This is a genomic window from Paenibacillus amylolyticus, from assembly GCF_003719335.1.
Taxonomy (GTDB): domain Bacteria; phylum Bacillota; class Bacilli; order Paenibacillales; family Paenibacillaceae; genus Paenibacillus; species Paenibacillus amylolyticus_D.
Genome location: NZ_RIAS01000003.1, coordinates 56,163 through 74,737, shown reverse-complemented (window position 1 = coordinate 74,737; position 18,575 = coordinate 56,163). Strand labels below are relative to the sequence as shown.

Below are 18,575 nucleotides of genomic sequence, written 5' to 3'. Positions count from 1 at the left end.
AAGTCAAATTCGAATCAGCTCGATATATTGCGATTGTAGCATCGAACGCGATGCATTTCTTGTCGGAGGTGTAGGATGAATTCAAAACAACTATGGTTTGATCACGCTGCGGAGCGGTGGGAAGAAGCCTTGCCAATCGGAAACGGAACCCTCGGTGGTATGGTATTTGGAAGAACACATCTAGAGAGAGTGCAATTAAATGAAGATAGCCTTTGGTACGGCGGACCGATGGAACGGAGCAATCCGCAAGCACTTCAATCACTGGGTAACATAAGGGAACTTCTGTTTCGTGGACATATTCGGCAGGCAGAAGAACTTGCACTAACTGCATTAGTTGGAGTGCCGGATGGACAGCGGCATTACGAGCCGCTTGGTGATTTCTACGTGGCCATGCATCATGGAGACGAGGGAGCAACGGAGTACCAGAGATATCTTGATTTGGAACAAGGAATTGCTCGCGTTCAGTATACATCAGGCAAAACCAAATACAAGCGAGAATATTTTTCAAGTTATCCTGATCAGGTCATGGCAGTTCGTCTGTCTAGCAGCGTTCCAGGCGAGTTATCTTTCACAGCGTTGTTTGGCAGAGGTTCCGTGTTACAATGGTCGCCGTTATCGGGAGCGCTAAGACATCCGGTCGGATTCCAATCTTTGATTGATCGAATCGAACAACGCAGCAATGGTGATATGATCATCCGGGGAAGAAGCGGGGGAGAAGGGGGAATCCGTTTCTGCTGTGTGATTCGGGTCACGCATGAACAAGGAGAGATTCAGTATTCGGGTGGTCAGCTATCACTGTTAAATGCTGATTCAGCCACCGTGCTAATAGCAGCATGCACCGATTTTCGTTATGCCAAGGAAGAGTTAGAGGTGGAATGTTTACGAAGAATAGATGCGGCTTCTGCCAAGACATATGAACAGTTGCTTCAGGATCATATCACTGACTATCAGTCGCTCTTTAAACGAATGGACTTGCATCTGGAGGGTGAAATCACAGATACCAGTTATATGAATCTACCGATGAATCAACGACTCGCGCGGCTTAGAGCAGGTCAGGATGACCCTGAACTGGTCAGTCTGTATTTTCAGTTCGGGCGTTACTTGTTAATCTCCAGCAGCCGGCCCGGTTCGTTACCGGCCAATCTGCAGGGTATATGGAACAAAGATATGCTTCCGGTATGGGACAGTAAATACACCATTAATATCAATACAGAAATGAACTATTGGCCAGCGGAGAGCTGTAATCTGCCGGAGTGTCACATCCCGTTATTTGATTTTATCGAGCGATTACAGGTGCGTGGAAGGGAAACTGCAAGTAAGATGTATGGCTGCAGCGGATTTGTAGCACATCATAATTCTGACATATGGGCAGATCCTGCTCCCCAGGATGTATGTCTAACGTCGACCTTCTGGACGATGGGCGGCGCATGGTTGTCTCTTCACTTGTGGGATCATTATGAATACGGCAGAGACAAGAATTTTTTGAAAAAAGTGTACGAAACGATGAAAGAGGCGTCCTTGTTTATTCTGGATTTTCTTGTGCAAGACCCTGAGGGGAATCTCACGATTTGTCCTTCATCCTCACCGGAAAATATCTACATACTGGATAATGGTGAGTCGGGTGCACTTTGTTACGGGGCATCGATGGATAACCAGATTATTCGGGAGCTGTTCACTCGCTGTATCGAAAGTACATGCATTCTGCAACAGGATCAGGAATTTGCATCACAGTTGCAAGAAGCATTAACTCGCATTCCAGATATCGCTGTGGGAAAACACGGACAAATTCAAGAGTGGAGCAAGGATTATGATGAACTTGAACCAGGCCATAGACACATATCACACTTGTTTGCCCTCCATCCGGGATCACAGATAAACCCGAAAATGACTCCTGAATTAGCGAAGGCCGCCCGGATTACGCTGGATCGCAGACTGCAACATGGCGGGGGACACACGGGCTGGAGCCGGGCTTGGATTCTGAACATGTGGGCTAGACTGGAGCAGGCTGAACATGCACATGATAACGTTATGGAGCTGCTTCGCTCCTCGACATTGCCCAATTTATTCTGCGATCACCCTCCGTTTCAGATTGATGGCAACTTTGGAGGTACGGCGGGCATAGCCGAAATGTTGCTCCAGAGTCACGGCGGCGAGATTCGTTTACTTCCTGCATTGCCAAAGGCATGGCCAAATGGTTCAGTTCGAGGGTTGAGAGCACGCGGCGGATTTGAAGTCGATATAGAATGGTCCGAAGGCAAGCTGCTTCATGCCAACATACGCGCATGCGAAGCAAGTAAAGTCCACGTTTCTTATCTGGATCAACATATGGAACTGGATTTCCAGAGTGCAAAAGATTCAATTATTTTACAAGGAAAAGAGTGGAAGGTGACCTCTTGATTAGGAGGAGGATATAATGTAAATTTCATCTCCATTTCTTAAGCGAAACGTCCGAGTTTAGACTCGACTCCGTTTCGCTTTTTTTATATTATGAAGCAGCTAGCTGTACTTTCGCGCAATAAAATCAGCGATTCGTGCAATGAATTTGCAAACGGCAAACGATAGAATGGAAACCATCGCGTATAAATAACTGCAGAAATGTAAGCGGTTTCTAATTATAATTGGAATATACCGTTTTTTGTTGATTTTATTTAACGATTTCGCTTGAAGGGAAGGGGCAGATAATATGTTAAAAGTACTTCTGGTCGACGATGAGATGTATATCCGTAAAGGGATGCATGAACTGATTGATTGGCACAGTCTCGGCATGGAGATTGCGGGGGAAGCAGAGAATGGGCTGGAGGCGCTGAATAAGGCGGAATGTCTACATCCCGATGTCATTATTACCGATATCCGAATGCCTATTTTGGATGGACTCGAGTTAATTCGTGCTGTCGACAAGTCACCTACGCTAGAGCCTGTAATCATTATCATTAGTGGTTACCATGATTTCAAATATGCACAACAAGCGATAAGGTACGGTGTTCAGGATTACATCCTCAAGCCGATTGATGACGAAGAAATGACCGCAACGCTGCAAAAGGCGGCTAACCTGATCCAGAATAAGCGAAAACATGCATTTTTGGAGGAAGGACAGGCTAGTCGAATTATGTTAAAAGACATGATCAAGGGACAGATTCGAAAAGAAGATGAGATCCGATACGCAGAGATGTTAGGTATTGACCATCAGACGTCATTGATCATTGTGCTGTTTGAACTACAAACAGGTTCAGAGCATCGGAAAGTGACCCTTCACCAGGTTAATGACATCCTTCATCCGTTGGCAGATCATCGGTTCAACCTATACGTTATTGAGGAGCAGCTTGGTAGATTTGCCTTGATTGTTCTATTGAAGGAACCCTCTCCAAAACAACGTGTAGTTGAGAAAATTCAATGGATTCAAAACATGCTCGGCGACCATCTTGGCGCAGATGTAGGCTTGTATGCAGGTACATTGGTAGATGACATGACCGATGCACCTCGATCTTACGCGGAAGCAGAGGAAGCATCCAAGCATAAATTCGCAGAATCAGGAAGTGTTATCCATTATACAGAAGTGAAGGATAGAGCGTTATACGTATTTAACATAAATCAGGAAGAGGTTGATCCCCTGATCCTAAGTCTGGAAGAGCGAAATCGCGGGGCTTGTCATGAAATTGTGCAAGATATGTTCAACAAGTTTCACTCTCGCCGGTTTTCTACTCAGGCTGTTACAGGTTCCCTGCTTCGCTGTATTACGGGCATACTCGCGGTTGTGCATGAAATGGGAGGTACGGATGCAGGGTTGCAGAAACTCAAGTTATTAGCCGAACAAGGTCAGGATGGATGGAATTTGCGATTATTAAAACTTGCATTTTTGGATGCATTGGAGGAAGCGGAGGAGTATATTGCGCAGCTGCGGATGGAGCAGTCCAAAGGAGATATTAACAAGATCAAACGATATATCGATTCCCATTACATGGAGAATATCAGTCTCAAAAGCATAGCGGCCCAGTTCTATATGAATCCGGTCTATCTTGGTCGACTTTTCCGCAAAAGTTACAACCAGTATTTTAATGAGTACCTGCTGAATCTTCGGGTTCAAGAAGCACAGAAGCTGCTCCGCCAGACGGATCTGAGAATGTATGAGGTCGCAGCCCGGATCGGCTTTCAGAATGCGGACTATTTTGTGACGCAGTTTGAGAAAATCGTCAATATGACCCCAACAGCCTACCGTAATCTTCTGAAAGAGGATGGACAGCGGGGGGCCCAATGATTAGATGGAAATGGAATTACATGAAGCTTCGGGATAAATTGTTGCTGATGTACGTGTTATCCGTGTTCATCCCGATTGTTGTGACGAATGTCGTTTTCTATCAAGTAACCACAGCAAATATCCGTAGCCAGAAAACTCGTGATGCCGGAATGGCGTTAAACAACCTGAAGAACGAATTGCGTGTGACGATTGATCAAGGGGTAGGTCTGTCTTATTCGCTCTATGCTGATCCTGTATTTAATGACACGTTATCTCGTTCGTTCGAAAGTAACTCGGAGTATATTCGGGCATATAACTCCTATCTCAAAGGAGAGTTCTCCGGTCAACTGAGTCAAGGCATTCGCTGGTACCAAGTGTATACCGATAATCCAACGATTTTGTCCTCAGGCTACATTGAACACTTAAATGAAGCGGTTCGCAACAGTAGCTGGTACAAACAATTACAGGATAATGTTGTTCCTTATCCAACTTTGATTGCAACCGATCAGATGTTAAGTCTCGTGCAGCGGTTAAATAATCTGAACACGGGTGGTATCGAACAGCTACTCAAAATTGACTTTAATATGGATCTACTTCATGAGCAATTTCGTAACAGCGGCTTTGATGGCAAAGTGTATTTGGTTGATCCGGGGGGGCACATTCGCTTTTCGAATGATTCGAGAACAGAGAATGTTTCAGTTGGACAACTATACCGGGAGATGGAATTCCCTAATAAAACGATTCGATTTGATCGTGTTTATTCTGGCATTAACTATTTAGAAGGATGGTCCCTGCAAGGTGTGATGGACGAGGAAATTGTGTTACAGGAAGTTCGTAAATCACGATCCTTCGTCGTCTGGCTGGCCTGCATCAATTTTGTGCTGCCTTCTATTATCATTGCGGCGATGTCCCGATCCATTCACGTTAGACTGGTACGTATTCTCAAACATATGAAAAAAGTAAAAACGCAAAATTTTCAGACCATTCCTCCAGAAGATGCAAGGGACGAGATTGGTCAATTGACAACGGAATTCAACCGGATGACTGAGACGATTCGGAACCTGATTGATGAAGTATACCTTGCGGATATTCAAAAAAAAGATTTGGAGCTTAAACAGCAGCAGGCGCAGCTTCATGCATTGCATAGTCAGATTAATCCACATTTCCTGTTTAACACGCTTGAATCTGTGCGGATGCGCAGCCTGATCAAGGGCGAGAAAGAGACCGCTAAGATTGTGCATCATATGGCCAAAATGTTCCGTAAGTCCATTAGCTGGAATCAGCATGACGTGACTGTGAAGGAGGAATTGGAGCTAATCGACAGCTTTTTGCAAATCCAGAAATATCGCTTTGGAGAAAAACTTCAGTATTACATTGAGGCTGATCCTGCCGCATTAAAGTACCGAATTCCGAAAATGGTCATCCTGCCGTTTGTGGAAAATGCGAGCATACATGGTATTGAATCTACACCGGGTGAAGGAATTATTCGGCTATTTGTTCAATTGGAGGGTCAGAATCTTCATATCGGGCTGGAGGATAACGGTATTGGCATGTCCGAAGCCAGATTGAAAGAATTGGTAGGATATCTGGAACAGAATATGGATATAGGTGAGCATGTAGGAATGAAAAATGCCTATAGCCGGTTGAAACTTTGTTACAAAGATCGATTCTCTTTTTCTATACAATCAGAGGAAGACAAGGGGACATGTATTCAAATCTGGCTTCCACTGGATGGGGATGAGCCGGAAGGCGAATGATAGTTCGATATACTTTTTTAAGAACAATGTACAGTTTTGTAGGTAACTATGAAAGCGTTATCTTGATATATTGAAAATGCTTACATACATCGTTTAACTAAAAAGGGGGAACAAAACACATGTTAAAACCGCTTTTGAAAACGACAGGACTAGCCGTATTGCTGGCATCCCTGTTGGCTGGGTGCTCGTCTGGAAGCTCATCTCCAGGAGCCTCATCTACAGGAAAAGAAGATGATAACAGCCCTGTCACATTCTCGTATTATATGTTTTCTTCTGGCAAGAAGGACATTTTGGCAAGTGAAACGGCGATTGGTAAAGAGCTGCAGAAGCAGACGGGTGTGGACTTTAAAATGGAATATCTGGTTGGTGACAGTGCCACAAAGGCAGGGGTTATGATTGCGAGCGGTGACTATCCTGATGTTATCGCCTCCAGCGGAGAAATGTCCAAATTGCTGGATGCCGGAGCTTACATTCCGTTAGATGATCTGATCGAAAAATACGGTCCGAATATTAAGAAAGTGTATGGACCTTACTTCGACAAAATGAGAAACCCGGAAGACGGTAAAATTTATGCACTGCCTTATACAGCCAACCAGGGCGAATATTCAGGCAGTCCTAACATTGGCGGAGGAGCTTTCTGGATTCAACGTTCTGTACTGAAGGAATTTAACTATCCTAAAATTACGACGCTGGATGAATATTTTGATCTGATCGAGGATTACAAAGAGAAGCATCCGAAGGTTGACGGAGCAGAAACCATCGGTTTTGTGTCGCTTGCTGGTGTAGCCAATAACTTCTTCACCCTGCAGAATCCGGCCATGCACCTTGCAGGATATCCAAACGACGGCGGCGTTATGGTAGATATGAAAACCCATGTCGCAAGAACGGTTTCGGGCACGGAAGAACAGAAACGCTGGATCAAAAAACTGAATGAAATTAACGCAAAAGGTTTACTTGATCCGGAATCATTCACGATGAATAAGGATCAGTATTTAGCGAAACTGACCTCGGGTCGGGTTCTCGGTTATTTTAACTACGCATGGCAGGTTGGAGATGCAACCAATAACTTGCTTGCGGCAGGCATTGACGAGAAGCGGTATGCACCTCTGCCAATCGTCTTTGACAAAAACATCAAAGACCAATACATTGATCCTCCTGGCTTTGTAAACAACTATGCAACCGGAATTAGCGTGAATGCGAAAGACCCTGAACGGATCATCAAGTATTTTGATAATTTGCTCAAAGAAGAGAATCAGATCCTCGTGCAGTGGGGTATCAAGGATCAAACATACAGCGTAGATGAAAAGGGCCGCTTCTATTACGCCAATGATGAGCAGCGGAAAATGCATGACGATGTAGAACTGAGCCGCAAATTCGGCTTTGCTTATTTCGCCAATGACTGGCCGCGTTATGGTACAGAATCCACGCTGTCTGATGGGAACGCATACAATCCAGGTAATCAGCCGGAAGTTGTCGCAGCAACATATACCGAAGGAGATAAAAAATTCCTTGATGCTTATGGCATCGAAACGTTCAGTGAACTGTTCAACAAGCCGGAAGAGCGTCCGTGGTTCCCTGCATGGTCCATTGCTCTTGAGCAGGGTTCACCTGAACAGGTGTTCACCACCAAATCAGATGATATACAGCGCAAATATTTGCCTGAGATGATTCTGAGCGCACCTTCAAACTTCGACAATATTTGGAATGCTTACATGGCCGAATTCAGCAAGCTGGATAAAGCAGGTTACGAGAAAAAAATGACTGAGGTCATTCAAAATCGCGTTGCTGGCAAGTGGTAATTCGATCCAACAAAAATAAAAAAATATAAAACAAACTGTTACGTGCGCTGGAGAAAAAGGGGCACAGCCCTCTATAACAACCTTTCTCCGCGCACGAATAACAGAAAAGGGAAAGGAGTATCTGCATCGTGGAGGAACCAAACGTACCCCTTCAATCGATTCCACGGGCTTCCCGTCCAAAGGGTGATCGAGGAAACAGCTTCTACAAACGACTGCTGCAGCAGCGTAGCTTGGCATTTATGTGTATTCCTTTTGTGATTTGGGCGTTTGTATTTAAATATTTGCCGTTATGGGGCTGGACGATGGCGTTCCAGAACTTCAAACCGGCAAGAGCTTTCGCAGATCAGCAGTGGGTAGGAATGAAGCATTTCCAGACCCTGTTTGAAGATAATACGTTCTATCGGGTGCTGCGAAATACGCTGGTGATGAGTTCCATCAAGCTGGTACTCGGATTTGTTACAGCGATTACGCTGGCACTTCTGTTAAACGAGCTGAAAAATATCGTTTTTAAACGTTTTGTACAAACGGTCAGTTACCTGCCTCACTTTATCTCCTGGGTTGTTGCTTCAAGTATTGTGCTTACTGTACTTTCACCTGATGGTATCATCAACCTCATTCTTATGAAACTGCACTTGATAGACAGTCCAGTGCTGTGGATGGGCAAAGGGGAGTATTTCTGGGGCATACTTGGGGCCACCGAAGTATGGAAAGACGTCGGCTGGAACACGATCATCTATCTGGCGGCCATTACAGCCATTGATCCTGCTCAGTATGAGGCAGCTGAGATTGACGGAGCCAGTCGTTTCAAACGTATGCTGTACATTACACTGCCTGGTTTGAAGCCGGTTATCGTGATTTTGCTGATTATGAATATGGGAAGCATCCTCGAATCTGGGTTCGAACCTCAATATTTGCTGGGCAACGGAATGAATATGGATTATTCAGAGAACCTGGATATCTTTGTTTTGAAGTATGGTTTGGGAATGGGGAACTTCTCTTTGGGTACAGCGGCAGGGATTTTCAAAACTGTGGTCAGCTTCATCTTCCTCTTTACCGCCAACTATATCGCCAAAAAAATGGGAGAAAGCAGACTATTCTAAGAGGAGGCCTAGGCCATGCCAAAAGCAAAATCATCCCGCTTGCGGAACAGCAGTGCCGGGGACCGGGCGTTTGATGCCATTAATATCACTTTCATGATCTGTTTGATGATTGTTACAATTTATCCGTTTATTAATATGATCGCTGTTTCGCTGAATAATGCAAATGATGCGATTCGCGGAGGTATTTATCTGTGGCCTCGGGAGTGGACACTGGATAACTACAAATATATTTTTGGAGAATCCGACATCTACCATGCCACGCTGATCTCGGCGCTTCGTACAATTATCGGAACGATCGTGTCTGTTTTCTGTACGGCGATGCTTGCTTATACACTCAGCAGGCAGGAATTTGTGCTTCGTAAGTTCGTGACGATGTTTTTTGTCTTCACAATGTACTTCAGCGGAGGACTGATTCCGGGTTATCTGTTGATCCGTGATCTCGGCCTGATTGGCTCTTTCTGGGTCTATATCATTCCGGGTATCATCGGTGTGTTCAATATGATTGTCATTCGTTCCTTTATTGAAGGTTTGCCTGAAGGCATTCTGGAGTCGGCCCGAATTGACGGAGCCGGGGAATTTACGACATTTATTCGAGTAGTGCTGCCGTTAACGATTCCGGCCATGGCTACCGTTTCCCTTTTCGTCGCAGTCGGTCAGTGGAACTCTTGGTTTGACGTCTTCCTGTACAACTCTTCCAATAAGGAACTCAGCACGCTGCAGTATGAATTGATGAAGATTCTGCAAACTTCTACGACAGCAGCAACTTCATCAGCAAGTGATGTGTATCAGGCTGCCGAGAACAGCGGCGTAGCCGTGACGCCGACTTCCATTCGAGCAACGATGACCATAATAGCAAGTGTGCCAATCCTGATGGTCTATCCGTTCCTTCAGAAATATTTCGTACAAGGTATGACTATTGGAGGCGTAAAGGGATAAAAGTTAAGGTTAAGGTTGATGTGTTCGAATTTTAATTGTCGGGAGATGAGACATCGTGAATGCTTTGATCAAAAAATCACTCTGTACGATGCTTGCAGCTATGACAGCACTGCCTCTGTTTTACGTACCCGTTTCTTCTAAAGTGTCTGCTGCAAACGATGCTGTAATTAATGTAACTGCACCTAAACAAGTGATTCGGGGTTTTGGAGGTATGACGCATTCCGGCTGGATTGGTGATCTCACTGCGTCTGAGCGGGAGACGGCCTTTGGCAATGGACCTAACCAGCTTGGATTTTCTGTACTACGAATTCCGATTGATGAGAACAGGAACAACTGGCTACGGGAAGTGGAGACTGCGAAAAAGGCGATTGAGCATGGTGCGATTGTATTTGCATCTCCTTGGAATCCACCAACAGATATGACGGAACTGGTCACCCTGGGCACTACTTCGGGCGGTGGTTCAACGTATGAAGCTGAATCTTTGACAACGTTGACTGGTGCAGTAGCGGGGAGTTCTTTTACAGGATATACAGGATCAGGTTATGTTTCTTTCCAAAACGCGAGTGGCTCGGCTGTTCAGTGGAATACGATTCTGATTGGCAGCACCGGCACCAAAAACATTAAAATTCGATATTCACTTCCATCAGGAACGAGCAACCTGGATGTCTACGTGAACGGCACATTAGCGCTTAGTAACATACCATTTGAAGCTACAGGTAGTGGAAACACATGGAAGGACAAATCGATTCAGGTACCGATGGTGAATGGCACAAGCACGTTGAAGCTGGTTACTACAGGAACGGGTGGACCAAACATCGATAACATCAACGTAACTGCATATACACAGATTACACAGGCCAAACGACTCAAGTACGACAAGTACGAGGCTTACGCTCAATATTTGAATGAATTTGATACATTTATGAAAAATAACGGCGTGAACTTGTACGCGATTTCCGTACAAAACGAGCCGGACTATGCACATGACTGGACATGGTGGTCTCCAGAGGAAATGCTTCGTTTCATGAAAGAAAACGCGGGTTCCATCAACAATCGGGTCATTGCCCCGGAATCCTTCTCTTATGTGAAAAACATGTCGGACCCTATTTTGAATGATCCGCAAGCCCTTGCGAATATGGATATTCTGGGGGCACATACGTATGGTACACAATACAGCGACTTTCCGTATCCGTTATTCGAACAAAAGGGAGCAGGAAAAGAGCTTTGGATGACGGAAGTTTACTATCCAAACAGTGAAACTAATTCAGCAGATCGCTGGCCTGAAGCGCTCGGGGTAGCGGAGCATATGTACAACGCGATGGTTGAAGGTAATTTTCAGACGTATGTATGGTGGTATATCCGTAGAAATTATGGGCCGATTAAAGAAGACGGAACGATAAGTAAACGTGGCTACAGTATGGCTCATTACTCCAAATTCGTACGTCCGGGTGATGTCAGAGTAGATGCAACCAAAAATCCGGCAAACGGCGTGTATGTATCTGCATACAAGGGAGCGAATAACAAGATCGTTATCGTGGCTATTAACAAAAACACTTCAAGCGTGAATCAGCGATTCACCGTGCAAAATGGAACAGCCTCTGCTGTATCCTCCTGGGTAACCGACAGCACACGAAATCTGGCAGCTGGCTCTGCCCTGCAGATGTCCGGAAACGGATTCTCAGCAGATCTGCCAGCCCAAAGTGTAACAACATTTGTTGTGCAGCCTTAAGGCAGATGTGAATAAAGAGAACAAGGCAAGAAGTTAAAGAGCAAGTATAGATATAAGGAAGAGAAGAACGAGGAAAAGAAGTGAATAGAAGTCAAAAGAAGTTAAAAAAAGATAGTAGAAGATAGTAGAACGGGCTGCCCTTAGGCAGCCTGTTCTATTATGACCATAACTCTAATGTGAATTCGTCAATCTCTTGCTCTGCTTCGCGCATTAAATCAACCACCTGATCTGCATAATCACCGAGCTTTTCTCTGCTTATATCAAAATGACTCCAGCGGATCGTCAGCGGCATGTTGGCTTCACCTGTCAGGGCATCCCATAGTGCATCCAGATTGTGTCCGTAGTGCTCGTCCAATTGCAATTTATCCTGCAACCACTGATGGAGTGATTCCCGATTAAGAAGGTAACGACCGTCGATCTGAATGATATTCATGTGTTCCTCCGTTATTTGATCTGTTGAAAGGTCTTATAATGATCGGTGGTTTGATAGATTAAACCGTCACTTGAATATAGAATCCGGTCACTTCCACGTTTTCCACCAGTATAATGGATATCCGCTTCATACCAGATCCGACCTTTTTTATTGGGAAGCAACCCTTCGCGATTTCTGAATACGTCACCGCCAATGCTCTTTCCCGGAGCTACCTTATCCAGATTGCCTTCACTAGGCTCCCAGCCCAGCTTACGAGCCTCTTTTTTCGTAATGTAATTGGGCGGGAGTTCATGATGCTCTTTGATATAATCGGCGACCTCTTGAAATCCCATCTCTTTGGAGGGCTGACCAGCGTGAGAACCGGTATTGGTATTGGTAATGAACTGTGAGGTGCATCCTGCAACCAGCAATACGGAAAGCAAAATGAACAGTGGATACAACCATTTTCTTAAAAGCATGTTCTGATCTCCTTTTAATGATGACAATGCTTTTAATGGTAATCGGTTTCCGGCAACAAATCAATTCTAACCTCGGCTTGCCGATATCTCGTATATTTTCCTGGCGAGGTTCCAACGATTTTGGTAAAGCTGCGAATGAAGTTGGCATAGTCACTAAAACCTGACTGGAAGCAGACATCTGTGATACTCAGTCCATCTGACAGGAGTGTTTTGGCAAGTTCAATGCGTCTACCTAAAATGTAGGAGCGAAGCGTAAGTCCGGTATGCTTTTTAAATTGTCGGCTGATCGAGGTGCTATTCATATAAAATTGTTCGGCTAAGTCGCCAAGAGTTATATGTTGTGTGATGTGTTCTTCAATATATTCCATCGTTCTGCACACTAGTTCAGGCATGATATCTTGAGGTACAAAGGAATTATGCTGAAACCACTGGTTGATCAGAACAAGCAGTTGTGCCATGGCGGCATTGGTCTGCACATCTGAACCATATTTATTAGAATCGGCTGATTCTTCAATCTGACGGGTCCAATACAGAAGTTGGTTTAACTGATCCTCATGCAGATGAATGATGTTGCCACTTCCTTCAGGACGATGATCAAAACAAGATAATAAATTCGTTAAAACCGTGGAAAGCTGGCAGACATAGGTTTTCTTGAGGTTAATCGTGATTCGCTCATATTCAGTCTCGTCCACAATAAGTGTCCGATGCATCTCCTCAGGTGAAATGACAAGCAAGTCGCCGCGCTGCATGGGATAACAACGATGATCGACATAGAAGTGCACATTTCCTTTCAGGAATATGTAGATTTCATACGCATTGTGGCGGTGATAACGGGAATCGTATCTGTAAGTTGTTAGGGGGTGACGGTACAACAGCTCTGGCTGGATCGCATCATAAAAATAATCAGAAGACATATCGCAGAAGCACCTCCTGTCATTTGGCGCAATAAAACATGCAAACTACGCAATGAAATTGGACTTAGTTTCACTTAAAATGTAATCATCCTATCATGAAAACGTTTGAATTGCAAACGCTTTCTATTTGTTATGCCCTAATATTAGATATCAAAGTAGATTTGAAGATAATGGCAAGATCATTCTATTCACGGGAGGAAATGAAATGAATAAAGAAACGATGACACAAGCTGGCGAGCAGAAGTCTGAACCTGGCTTAACAACTGATTTGCAACATACAAAAAAGGAAATTGGGAAGCTTCGTCCCAACGCCAATCCTCTAATGGCACACAAATTTGGAGCCGATCCATATGCACTCGTGTTTAATAACCGGGTCTACCTCTATATGACCAGTGATAAACTGGAGTATGACGCGAATGAAATTCCTCAGAAAAACAGTTATCAGTCAATCAATAAAATTACAGTTATCTCATCGGATGATTTGATCAACTGGACAGATCATGGGGAGATCAAAGTAGCAGGTCCGGAAGGAGCAGCTACTTGGGCTTCCCAATCTTGGGCTCCAGCAGCGGCACATCGCAGTTTGAACGGCGAAGATCGTTTTTATTTGTATTTTGCCAATAATGCCAGCGGCATAGGTGTCCTGAGCGCACCAACACCTATAGGGCCTTGGACAGATCCAATCGGAAAGGCTTTGGTGACAAGAGAAACGCCGGGTGTTGAAGACGTAACCTGGTTATTTGATCCTGCTGTGCTTGTGGATGATGACCATCAAGCTTATCTTTATTTTGGTGGAGGCGTGCCCGAGGGGAAGCCAGAGCGTCCCGATACGGCGCGAGTGATGAGACTTGGAACGGATATGGTCAGTGTTGAGGGTAAAGCCAAGATCATTCCTGCTCCCTTTATGTTTGAAAATTCGGGGATACATAAATATGATAACATCTACTATTACACGTATTGCTCTAACTTTTTCCAAGTGGAACGTGACGAGGATAGCCCGTCGCCGGGAGAAATTGCATACATGACAAGTGCGCAGCCGATGGGTCCATGGACGTATCAGGGAACAATCCTTAAAAACCCGGGTCACTTCTTCGGAATTGGCGGTAACAATCATCATGCCATCTTCCCGCTGGCGAATCAGTGGTATATTGCTTATCATGCGCAGACTCTGTGCCAAGCGATGGATATTCCGGAAGGATATCGTTCCACACATCTGAACAAGGTGCAGTATGAAGATACAAGTGGAAGAATCAAAGCAATTCAAGCGGACTACAAAGGTGTAGAGCAACTGAAATCATTCAATCCATATCAAAAGGTCAGCGGGTCAACGATGGGCTGGAATGCGGGAGTAAACACGCGTCAATTAAGCGGCTCGGGTTCGGAGCAAGTAGAAAAAGGAGAGTCTGCGAGGCAAGATGAAGTTGTCAGTGTGTTGCATGGGGGAAGCTGGATCGCCATCTCGCGTGTAGATTTTGGTCAAAAAGGGGCGGCAAGTTTTACTATAACCGTATGCAGTCAAGGCGGGCCATGTACTCTTGAACTTCGACTAGGACGTGAAGACGGTGAGTTAATTGGGAAGGTACATGTTCCTGGATCAGCGGAAAGCCAAGAGTGGATCGAGACATTAACATCAGTAACTGGCGCTCAGCATGAACACGATCTCTATCTTGTACTGAAGCCATCAGAACAAAACCCGTGTATCCTTTTAAAGCACTGGATGTTTGAAGAAGCCTAGCATCATGAAGGGATTTATCCCATTGATTGGAGAGCTGGAGTCAGACAGAACAGATAGGATGCAGAACTCCAAAAAAAGAGGTGTTTTAAACGATGTATTCAAATCCGATTATATGGGCCGATTATCCGGATGTGGACGTCATTCGGGTTGAAGATACGTATTATATGGTAAGTACGACCATGCATATGATGCCTGGATGTGTTATCTTGCGCTCGTACGACCTGATCCACTGGGAAACAGCTGCGTATGTGTATGACAGACTGGATAACACACCAGCGCAGCGGTTGGAGAACGGGGAGCAGATCTATGGCAAAGGAATGTGGGCAGCTTCACTCCGTTATCATCAAGGCAAGTATTACGTCATCTTTGTAGCCAATGACACACGTAAGACATATCTGTATACTTCTGAAACGATAACAGGGCCTTGGACTAAACAGATTGTAGAAGGATTCTATCATGACTGCTCGTTATTTTTTGATGATGATGAACGGGTGTATCTGGTGCATGGTAATCGAGAGATTCACTTGACCGAATTAAAAACCGATCTGTCCGGTCCCAAGCCGGAGGGGAGGCATCGTATCATAGTGACAGACCATCAGCCACACTACTTGGGGTATGAAGGTGCACATTTTTACAAAATTGAAGGCATCTATTATGTCTTCCTGATCCATATGACGAAGGCAGCAGGGCGAAGAACGCAAGCTTGTTACAGGGCGGATACGCTGGATGGTACATTTGTTGGCGGAGAAGTGTTCGATGATGATATGGGATACTTTAATTCAGGGGTCGCTCAAGGCGGCATCGTGGATACACCGGATGGTGACTGGTACGCTGTGCTTTTTCAAGACCATGGGGCTGTAGGGAGAATTCCTGTTCTGGTACCGATGCGTTTCGAGGAGGGGGCACCCGTATTTTCAGAAGAGGCTCCGAAACAAATCGATCTGACCAGTACAAGGCCGGACTACCGTTACCAACCGCTGGTTGCAAGTGATCGTTTCGAATATACGTTGGATGATCAGGGCAAGGTGCGGCTTCGGGACGTTTGGCAATGGAATCATACGCCGCATGATGATTTATGGTCTGTTACGGAAGTACCGGGAGTGTATCGAATTCGGACGGGTCAACTTAGCCCTAACCTGACATTTGCAGTGAACACACTCACTCAGCGTGCCATGGGTCCGGCTTGTGCAGCGTCAGTAACATTGGATGGTAGTGGACTGAATGATGGTGATTATGCAGGTCTATGTTTTTTGATTGGCACCTATGGTTTGATCGCAATGACCAAGAATGCAGGTCAGTACTACCTCGTTATGCAGGCTAGAGTGAGTCAGGATACCAGCATATTTGGCAGTATGATTGACCAGGAGCCTGCCACAGAGTACGCCCGTATACCTGTATCAGGACCTCTAGTGAAACTGCAAGCCTCAGCCAATTTTGTAGATAATCAAGATGAATGTCGTTTTGCCTATCTCGATGGGCCAGAATGGAAGAACCTCGGGACTCCGCACAAAATGGTTTACAAGCTGGATCATTTTATGGGTTGCAGAATTGGATTGTTCCTGTTCTCTACACAAGAGATTGGAGGCATGGCCGACTTTTCGAATTTTGAATATCATATCGCTCCATAAATCCGTGCTCAGAGTTATAAATAAAAGTCGCCAAACGGCGGCTTTTTCGTACTCATGACAGGTCAAATGTTGTACAATGATAACAATTCTGGAAAAGAAAAAGATATGTTCATTTAATCAAAATGGGGGCATGTCACCATGCATAAGCGATGGATGTACAAAACAAGATGGACAATTATTATCTTTTTAACTGTATGCATACCCGCTGGACATACGCAGGGAGACTCCGGGCAAATTGACACCTTATCTAAAGATCAGCAGGCCTTATCTTCGTCGGCCTATTCCCCGCCCATTCAAGTATCTTTTGTCAGAGAAACGGGAGAGGATCTGCAACGTATGATTGAGCAACTACCCGGTGAGACACTGGTCGATAACCGCTGGACTCGTTTGTACGAACAGGAGCTTGGCATTCAGATTCGGTATGACTGGATTGCAACAGGAGATGTTTACAATCAAAAGTTAGGGGTTTCCCTTGCTGCCGGGCGTTTCCCGGATGTTGTTAGAGTTAACCCATATCAGCTAAGGCAACTTAGCAATGCCAATTTAATAGAAGATTTGACGGAAGTATACCGTGACTTCGCCACGCCACTTACCAAAAATATTTTGGAAGCCGAAGGGAAAGGCGCATTTGATGCAGCTACGATTAACGGTAAGCTTATGGCAATCCCCGAATCTTCTTCTTCCATTGAAACGGCACAGTACTTGTGGATCAGAACAGATTGGCTGGATAAATTGGGTCTGCCAGCACCTGAAACGCTGGAAGACGTGCTGAAAATATCGGAAGCGTTTACATTTCGTGATCCTGATGGCAATGGAGAACAAGATACCTATGGTCTTGCATTGACGAGTTATCTCTGGGACCCGGTTATGGGCGTTTCGGGATTTATGGCCGGTTACGGTGCTTTTCCGAACATTTGGATTAAAGATTCAGAGGGCGGTTTGGCCTATGGAGGCATACAGCCAGAAGTGCGTAAGGCGCTGAAAGTATTACAGACCATGTACCTTGAGGGTCAGCTGGATCCTGACTTTGCTTACAAAAATGGAAGCAAGGAATATCGTCTGATTCAACAGGGGAAAATTGGCATGCTATACGGTGAGCAGTGGACTCCGTTCGTTGTCCAGTCTACTCGTGAAGAAGATCCGGAAGCAGAATGGCAGGCATTTCCACTTGTGGCCGAGGCAGGTCGAAATAATATTGTGCCGCTTCGTTCCAATACAGGGAATTACTTTGCCGTGAGAAAAGGCTTTGCTCATCCTGAAGTTGTCGTTAAACTAATGAATTTGCATCTGGACAAAAACTGGGGACAGAATGCGGAATATGAAACGTACTATAATGACGACTCACGTGCTGTGTGGATGCTGTCTCCGGTAACTCCTTTTCCGGGAACTAAAAATTTAGATGCATATCGAGATATTCGGGATGCACGTAATACAGGTGACTTCTCTGTACTGGAGAACGAAGCGCTTGCTATTCACAAACGAATTGCTGCGTATGAATCAGAAGGCTTGAAGAGCGGATGGGGATGGAAACAAACCTATGGGCCAAAAGGTGCGTTTAGCATCGCAGATGAATACGAGAGAAATGGACAGCTTCTTTATGATCAATTCACAGGTGGAATTACGGAAACGATGGTAGACCGGCAGATTATTCTTCGGGATCTGCAACTCGAAGTATTTATGAATATTATTTATGGATCACCTATTGAAGAATTCGATCAATTTGTAGAAGATTGGCTGGAGCTGGGCGGAAAAGAGATTACATCGGAGGTGAACGCATGGTATAGAACTGATGCCGCCAGGGATCACCAGGCGTTCGCTTTATCTTATTAAGGCAGGTGTCTTTGATCTGAAATCA

At 45.0% G+C, this 18,575-nt stretch carries 13 protein-coding genes and 1 pseudogene; 11 read left to right on the top strand and 3 right to left on the bottom strand.

Translation table 11 applies throughout. The features are described from left to right. Window positions 1-75 precede the first annotated feature (75 nt). From EC604_RS07115 to EC604_RS30410, 8 genes and pseudogenes are all read left to right on the top strand, one after another. Window positions 76-2,397 (top strand): glycoside hydrolase family 95 protein, encoded by a 2,322-nt coding sequence (locus EC604_RS07115; protein WP_123063495.1) that lies wholly within the window; start codon window positions 76-78, stop codon window positions 2,395-2,397. Window positions 2,398-2,683: 286 nt separating this feature from the next. Further along, window positions 2,684-4,252, top strand: coding sequence for a response regulator transcription factor (locus tag EC604_RS07110; protein ID WP_123063494.1), 1,569 nt, complete (start codon window positions 2,684-2,686; stop codon window positions 4,250-4,252). Beyond that, window positions 4,249-5,988 (top strand): sensor histidine kinase, encoded by a 1,740-nt coding sequence (locus tag EC604_RS07105; RefSeq protein ID WP_123063493.1) that lies wholly within the window; start codon window positions 4,249-4,251, stop codon window positions 5,986-5,988. The genes EC604_RS07110 and EC604_RS07105 overlap by 4 nt, the downstream gene beginning before the upstream one ends. Window positions 5,989-6,107: 119 nt before the next feature. Beyond that, window positions 6,108-7,787, top strand: coding sequence for an ABC transporter substrate-binding protein (locus EC604_RS07100; protein WP_123063492.1), 1,680 nt, complete (start codon window positions 6,108-6,110; stop codon window positions 7,785-7,787). Between the two features lie 158 nt (window positions 7,788-7,945). After that, window positions 7,946-8,887 (top strand): ABC transporter permease, encoded by a 942-nt coding sequence (locus EC604_RS07095; protein WP_240036724.1) that lies wholly within the window; start codon window positions 7,946-7,948, stop codon window positions 8,885-8,887. 15 nt (window positions 8,888-8,902) lie between these two features. Beyond that, window positions 8,903-9,823: a carbohydrate ABC transporter permease gene (locus tag EC604_RS07090; RefSeq protein WP_123063490.1), complete on the top strand. Its 921-nt coding sequence runs from the start codon at window positions 8,903-8,905 to the stop codon at window positions 9,821-9,823. 88 nt (window positions 9,824-9,911) lie between these two features. After that, a pseudogene (locus tag EC604_RS30960) lies at window positions 9,912-10,251 on the top strand (hypothetical protein); the annotation flags it as partial. After that, a complete protein-coding gene (locus EC604_RS30410) occupies window positions 10,242-11,552 on the top strand; it encodes a carbohydrate-binding protein (RefSeq protein WP_429350823.1) in 1,311 nt (436 codons plus the stop codon). The pseudogene EC604_RS30960 and the gene EC604_RS30410, both read left to right, overlap by 10 nt. Window positions 11,553-11,709: 157 nt before the next feature. On the opposite strand, the gene EC604_RS07080 is transcribed toward EC604_RS30410, so the two are convergent. From EC604_RS07080 to EC604_RS07070, 3 genes are read right to left on the bottom strand one after another with little or no spacing between them, the layout of a single operon-like run. Continuing rightward, a complete protein-coding gene (locus EC604_RS07080; RefSeq protein ID WP_123063488.1) occupies window positions 11,710-11,985 on the bottom strand; it encodes a barstar family protein in 276 nt (91 codons plus the stop codon). 11 nt (window positions 11,986-11,996) lie between these two features. Further along, complete coding sequence (locus EC604_RS07075) at window positions 11,997-12,443, bottom strand: ribonuclease domain-containing protein (protein ID WP_123063487.1); 447 nt, start codon at window positions 12,441-12,443, stop codon at window positions 11,997-11,999. A gap of 32 nt (window positions 12,444-12,475) precedes the next feature. Continuing rightward, window positions 12,476-13,357, bottom strand: a complete 882-nt coding sequence (locus tag EC604_RS07070) for an AraC family transcriptional regulator (protein WP_123063486.1) — start codon at window positions 13,355-13,357, stop codon at window positions 12,476-12,478. A gap of 205 nt (window positions 13,358-13,562) precedes the next feature. Here EC604_RS07070 and EC604_RS07065 point away from each other — a divergent pair, with 205 nt between their 5' ends. From EC604_RS07065 to EC604_RS07055, 3 genes are all read left to right on the top strand, one after another. Next, a complete protein-coding gene (locus EC604_RS07065) occupies window positions 13,563-15,092 on the top strand; it encodes a glycoside hydrolase family 43 protein (RefSeq protein WP_123063485.1) in 1,530 nt (509 codons plus the stop codon). A 92-nt stretch (window positions 15,093-15,184) separates the two neighbouring features. Next, window positions 15,185-16,720, top strand: coding sequence for a glycoside hydrolase family 43 protein (locus EC604_RS07060; protein WP_123063484.1), 1,536 nt, complete (start codon window positions 15,185-15,187; stop codon window positions 16,718-16,720). 138 nt (window positions 16,721-16,858) lie between these two features. Beyond that, entirely contained in the window at window positions 16,859-18,550 is a 1,692-nt protein-coding gene (locus EC604_RS07055; RefSeq protein ID WP_123063483.1) for an extracellular solute-binding protein, read from the top strand. Window positions 18,551-18,575 lie beyond the last annotated feature (25 nt).

Coding starts and splice junctions, on each gene's coding strand:
- EC604_RS07115 (WP_123063495.1), top strand. CDS start 76: ATGAATTCAAAACAACTATGGTTTGATCACGCTGCGGAGCGGTGGGAA.
- EC604_RS07070 (WP_123063486.1), bottom strand. CDS start 13,357: ATGTCTTCTGATTATTTTTATGATGCGATCCAGCCAGAGCTGTTGTAC.
- EC604_RS07090 (WP_123063490.1), top strand. CDS start 8,903: ATGCCAAAAGCAAAATCATCCCGCTTGCGGAACAGCAGTGCCGGGGAC.
- EC604_RS30410 (WP_429350823.1), top strand. CDS start 10,242: ATGACGGAACTGGTCACCCTGGGCACTACTTCGGGCGGTGGTTCAACG.
- EC604_RS07080 (WP_123063488.1), bottom strand. CDS start 11,985: ATGAATATCATTCAGATCGACGGTCGTTACCTTCTTAATCGGGAATCA.
- EC604_RS07105 (WP_123063493.1), top strand. CDS start 4,249: ATGATTAGATGGAAATGGAATTACATGAAGCTTCGGGATAAATTGTTG.
- EC604_RS07100 (WP_123063492.1), top strand. CDS start 6,108: ATGTTAAAACCGCTTTTGAAAACGACAGGACTAGCCGTATTGCTGGCA.
- EC604_RS07110 (WP_123063494.1), top strand. CDS start 2,684: ATGTTAAAAGTACTTCTGGTCGACGATGAGATGTATATCCGTAAAGGG.
- EC604_RS07055 (WP_123063483.1), top strand. CDS start 16,859: ATGCATAAGCGATGGATGTACAAAACAAGATGGACAATTATTATCTTT.
- EC604_RS07075 (WP_123063487.1), bottom strand. CDS start 12,443: ATGCTTTTAAGAAAATGGTTGTATCCACTGTTCATTTTGCTTTCCGTA.
- EC604_RS07060 (WP_123063484.1), top strand. CDS start 15,185: ATGTATTCAAATCCGATTATATGGGCCGATTATCCGGATGTGGACGTC.
- EC604_RS07065 (WP_123063485.1), top strand. CDS start 13,563: ATGAATAAAGAAACGATGACACAAGCTGGCGAGCAGAAGTCTGAACCT.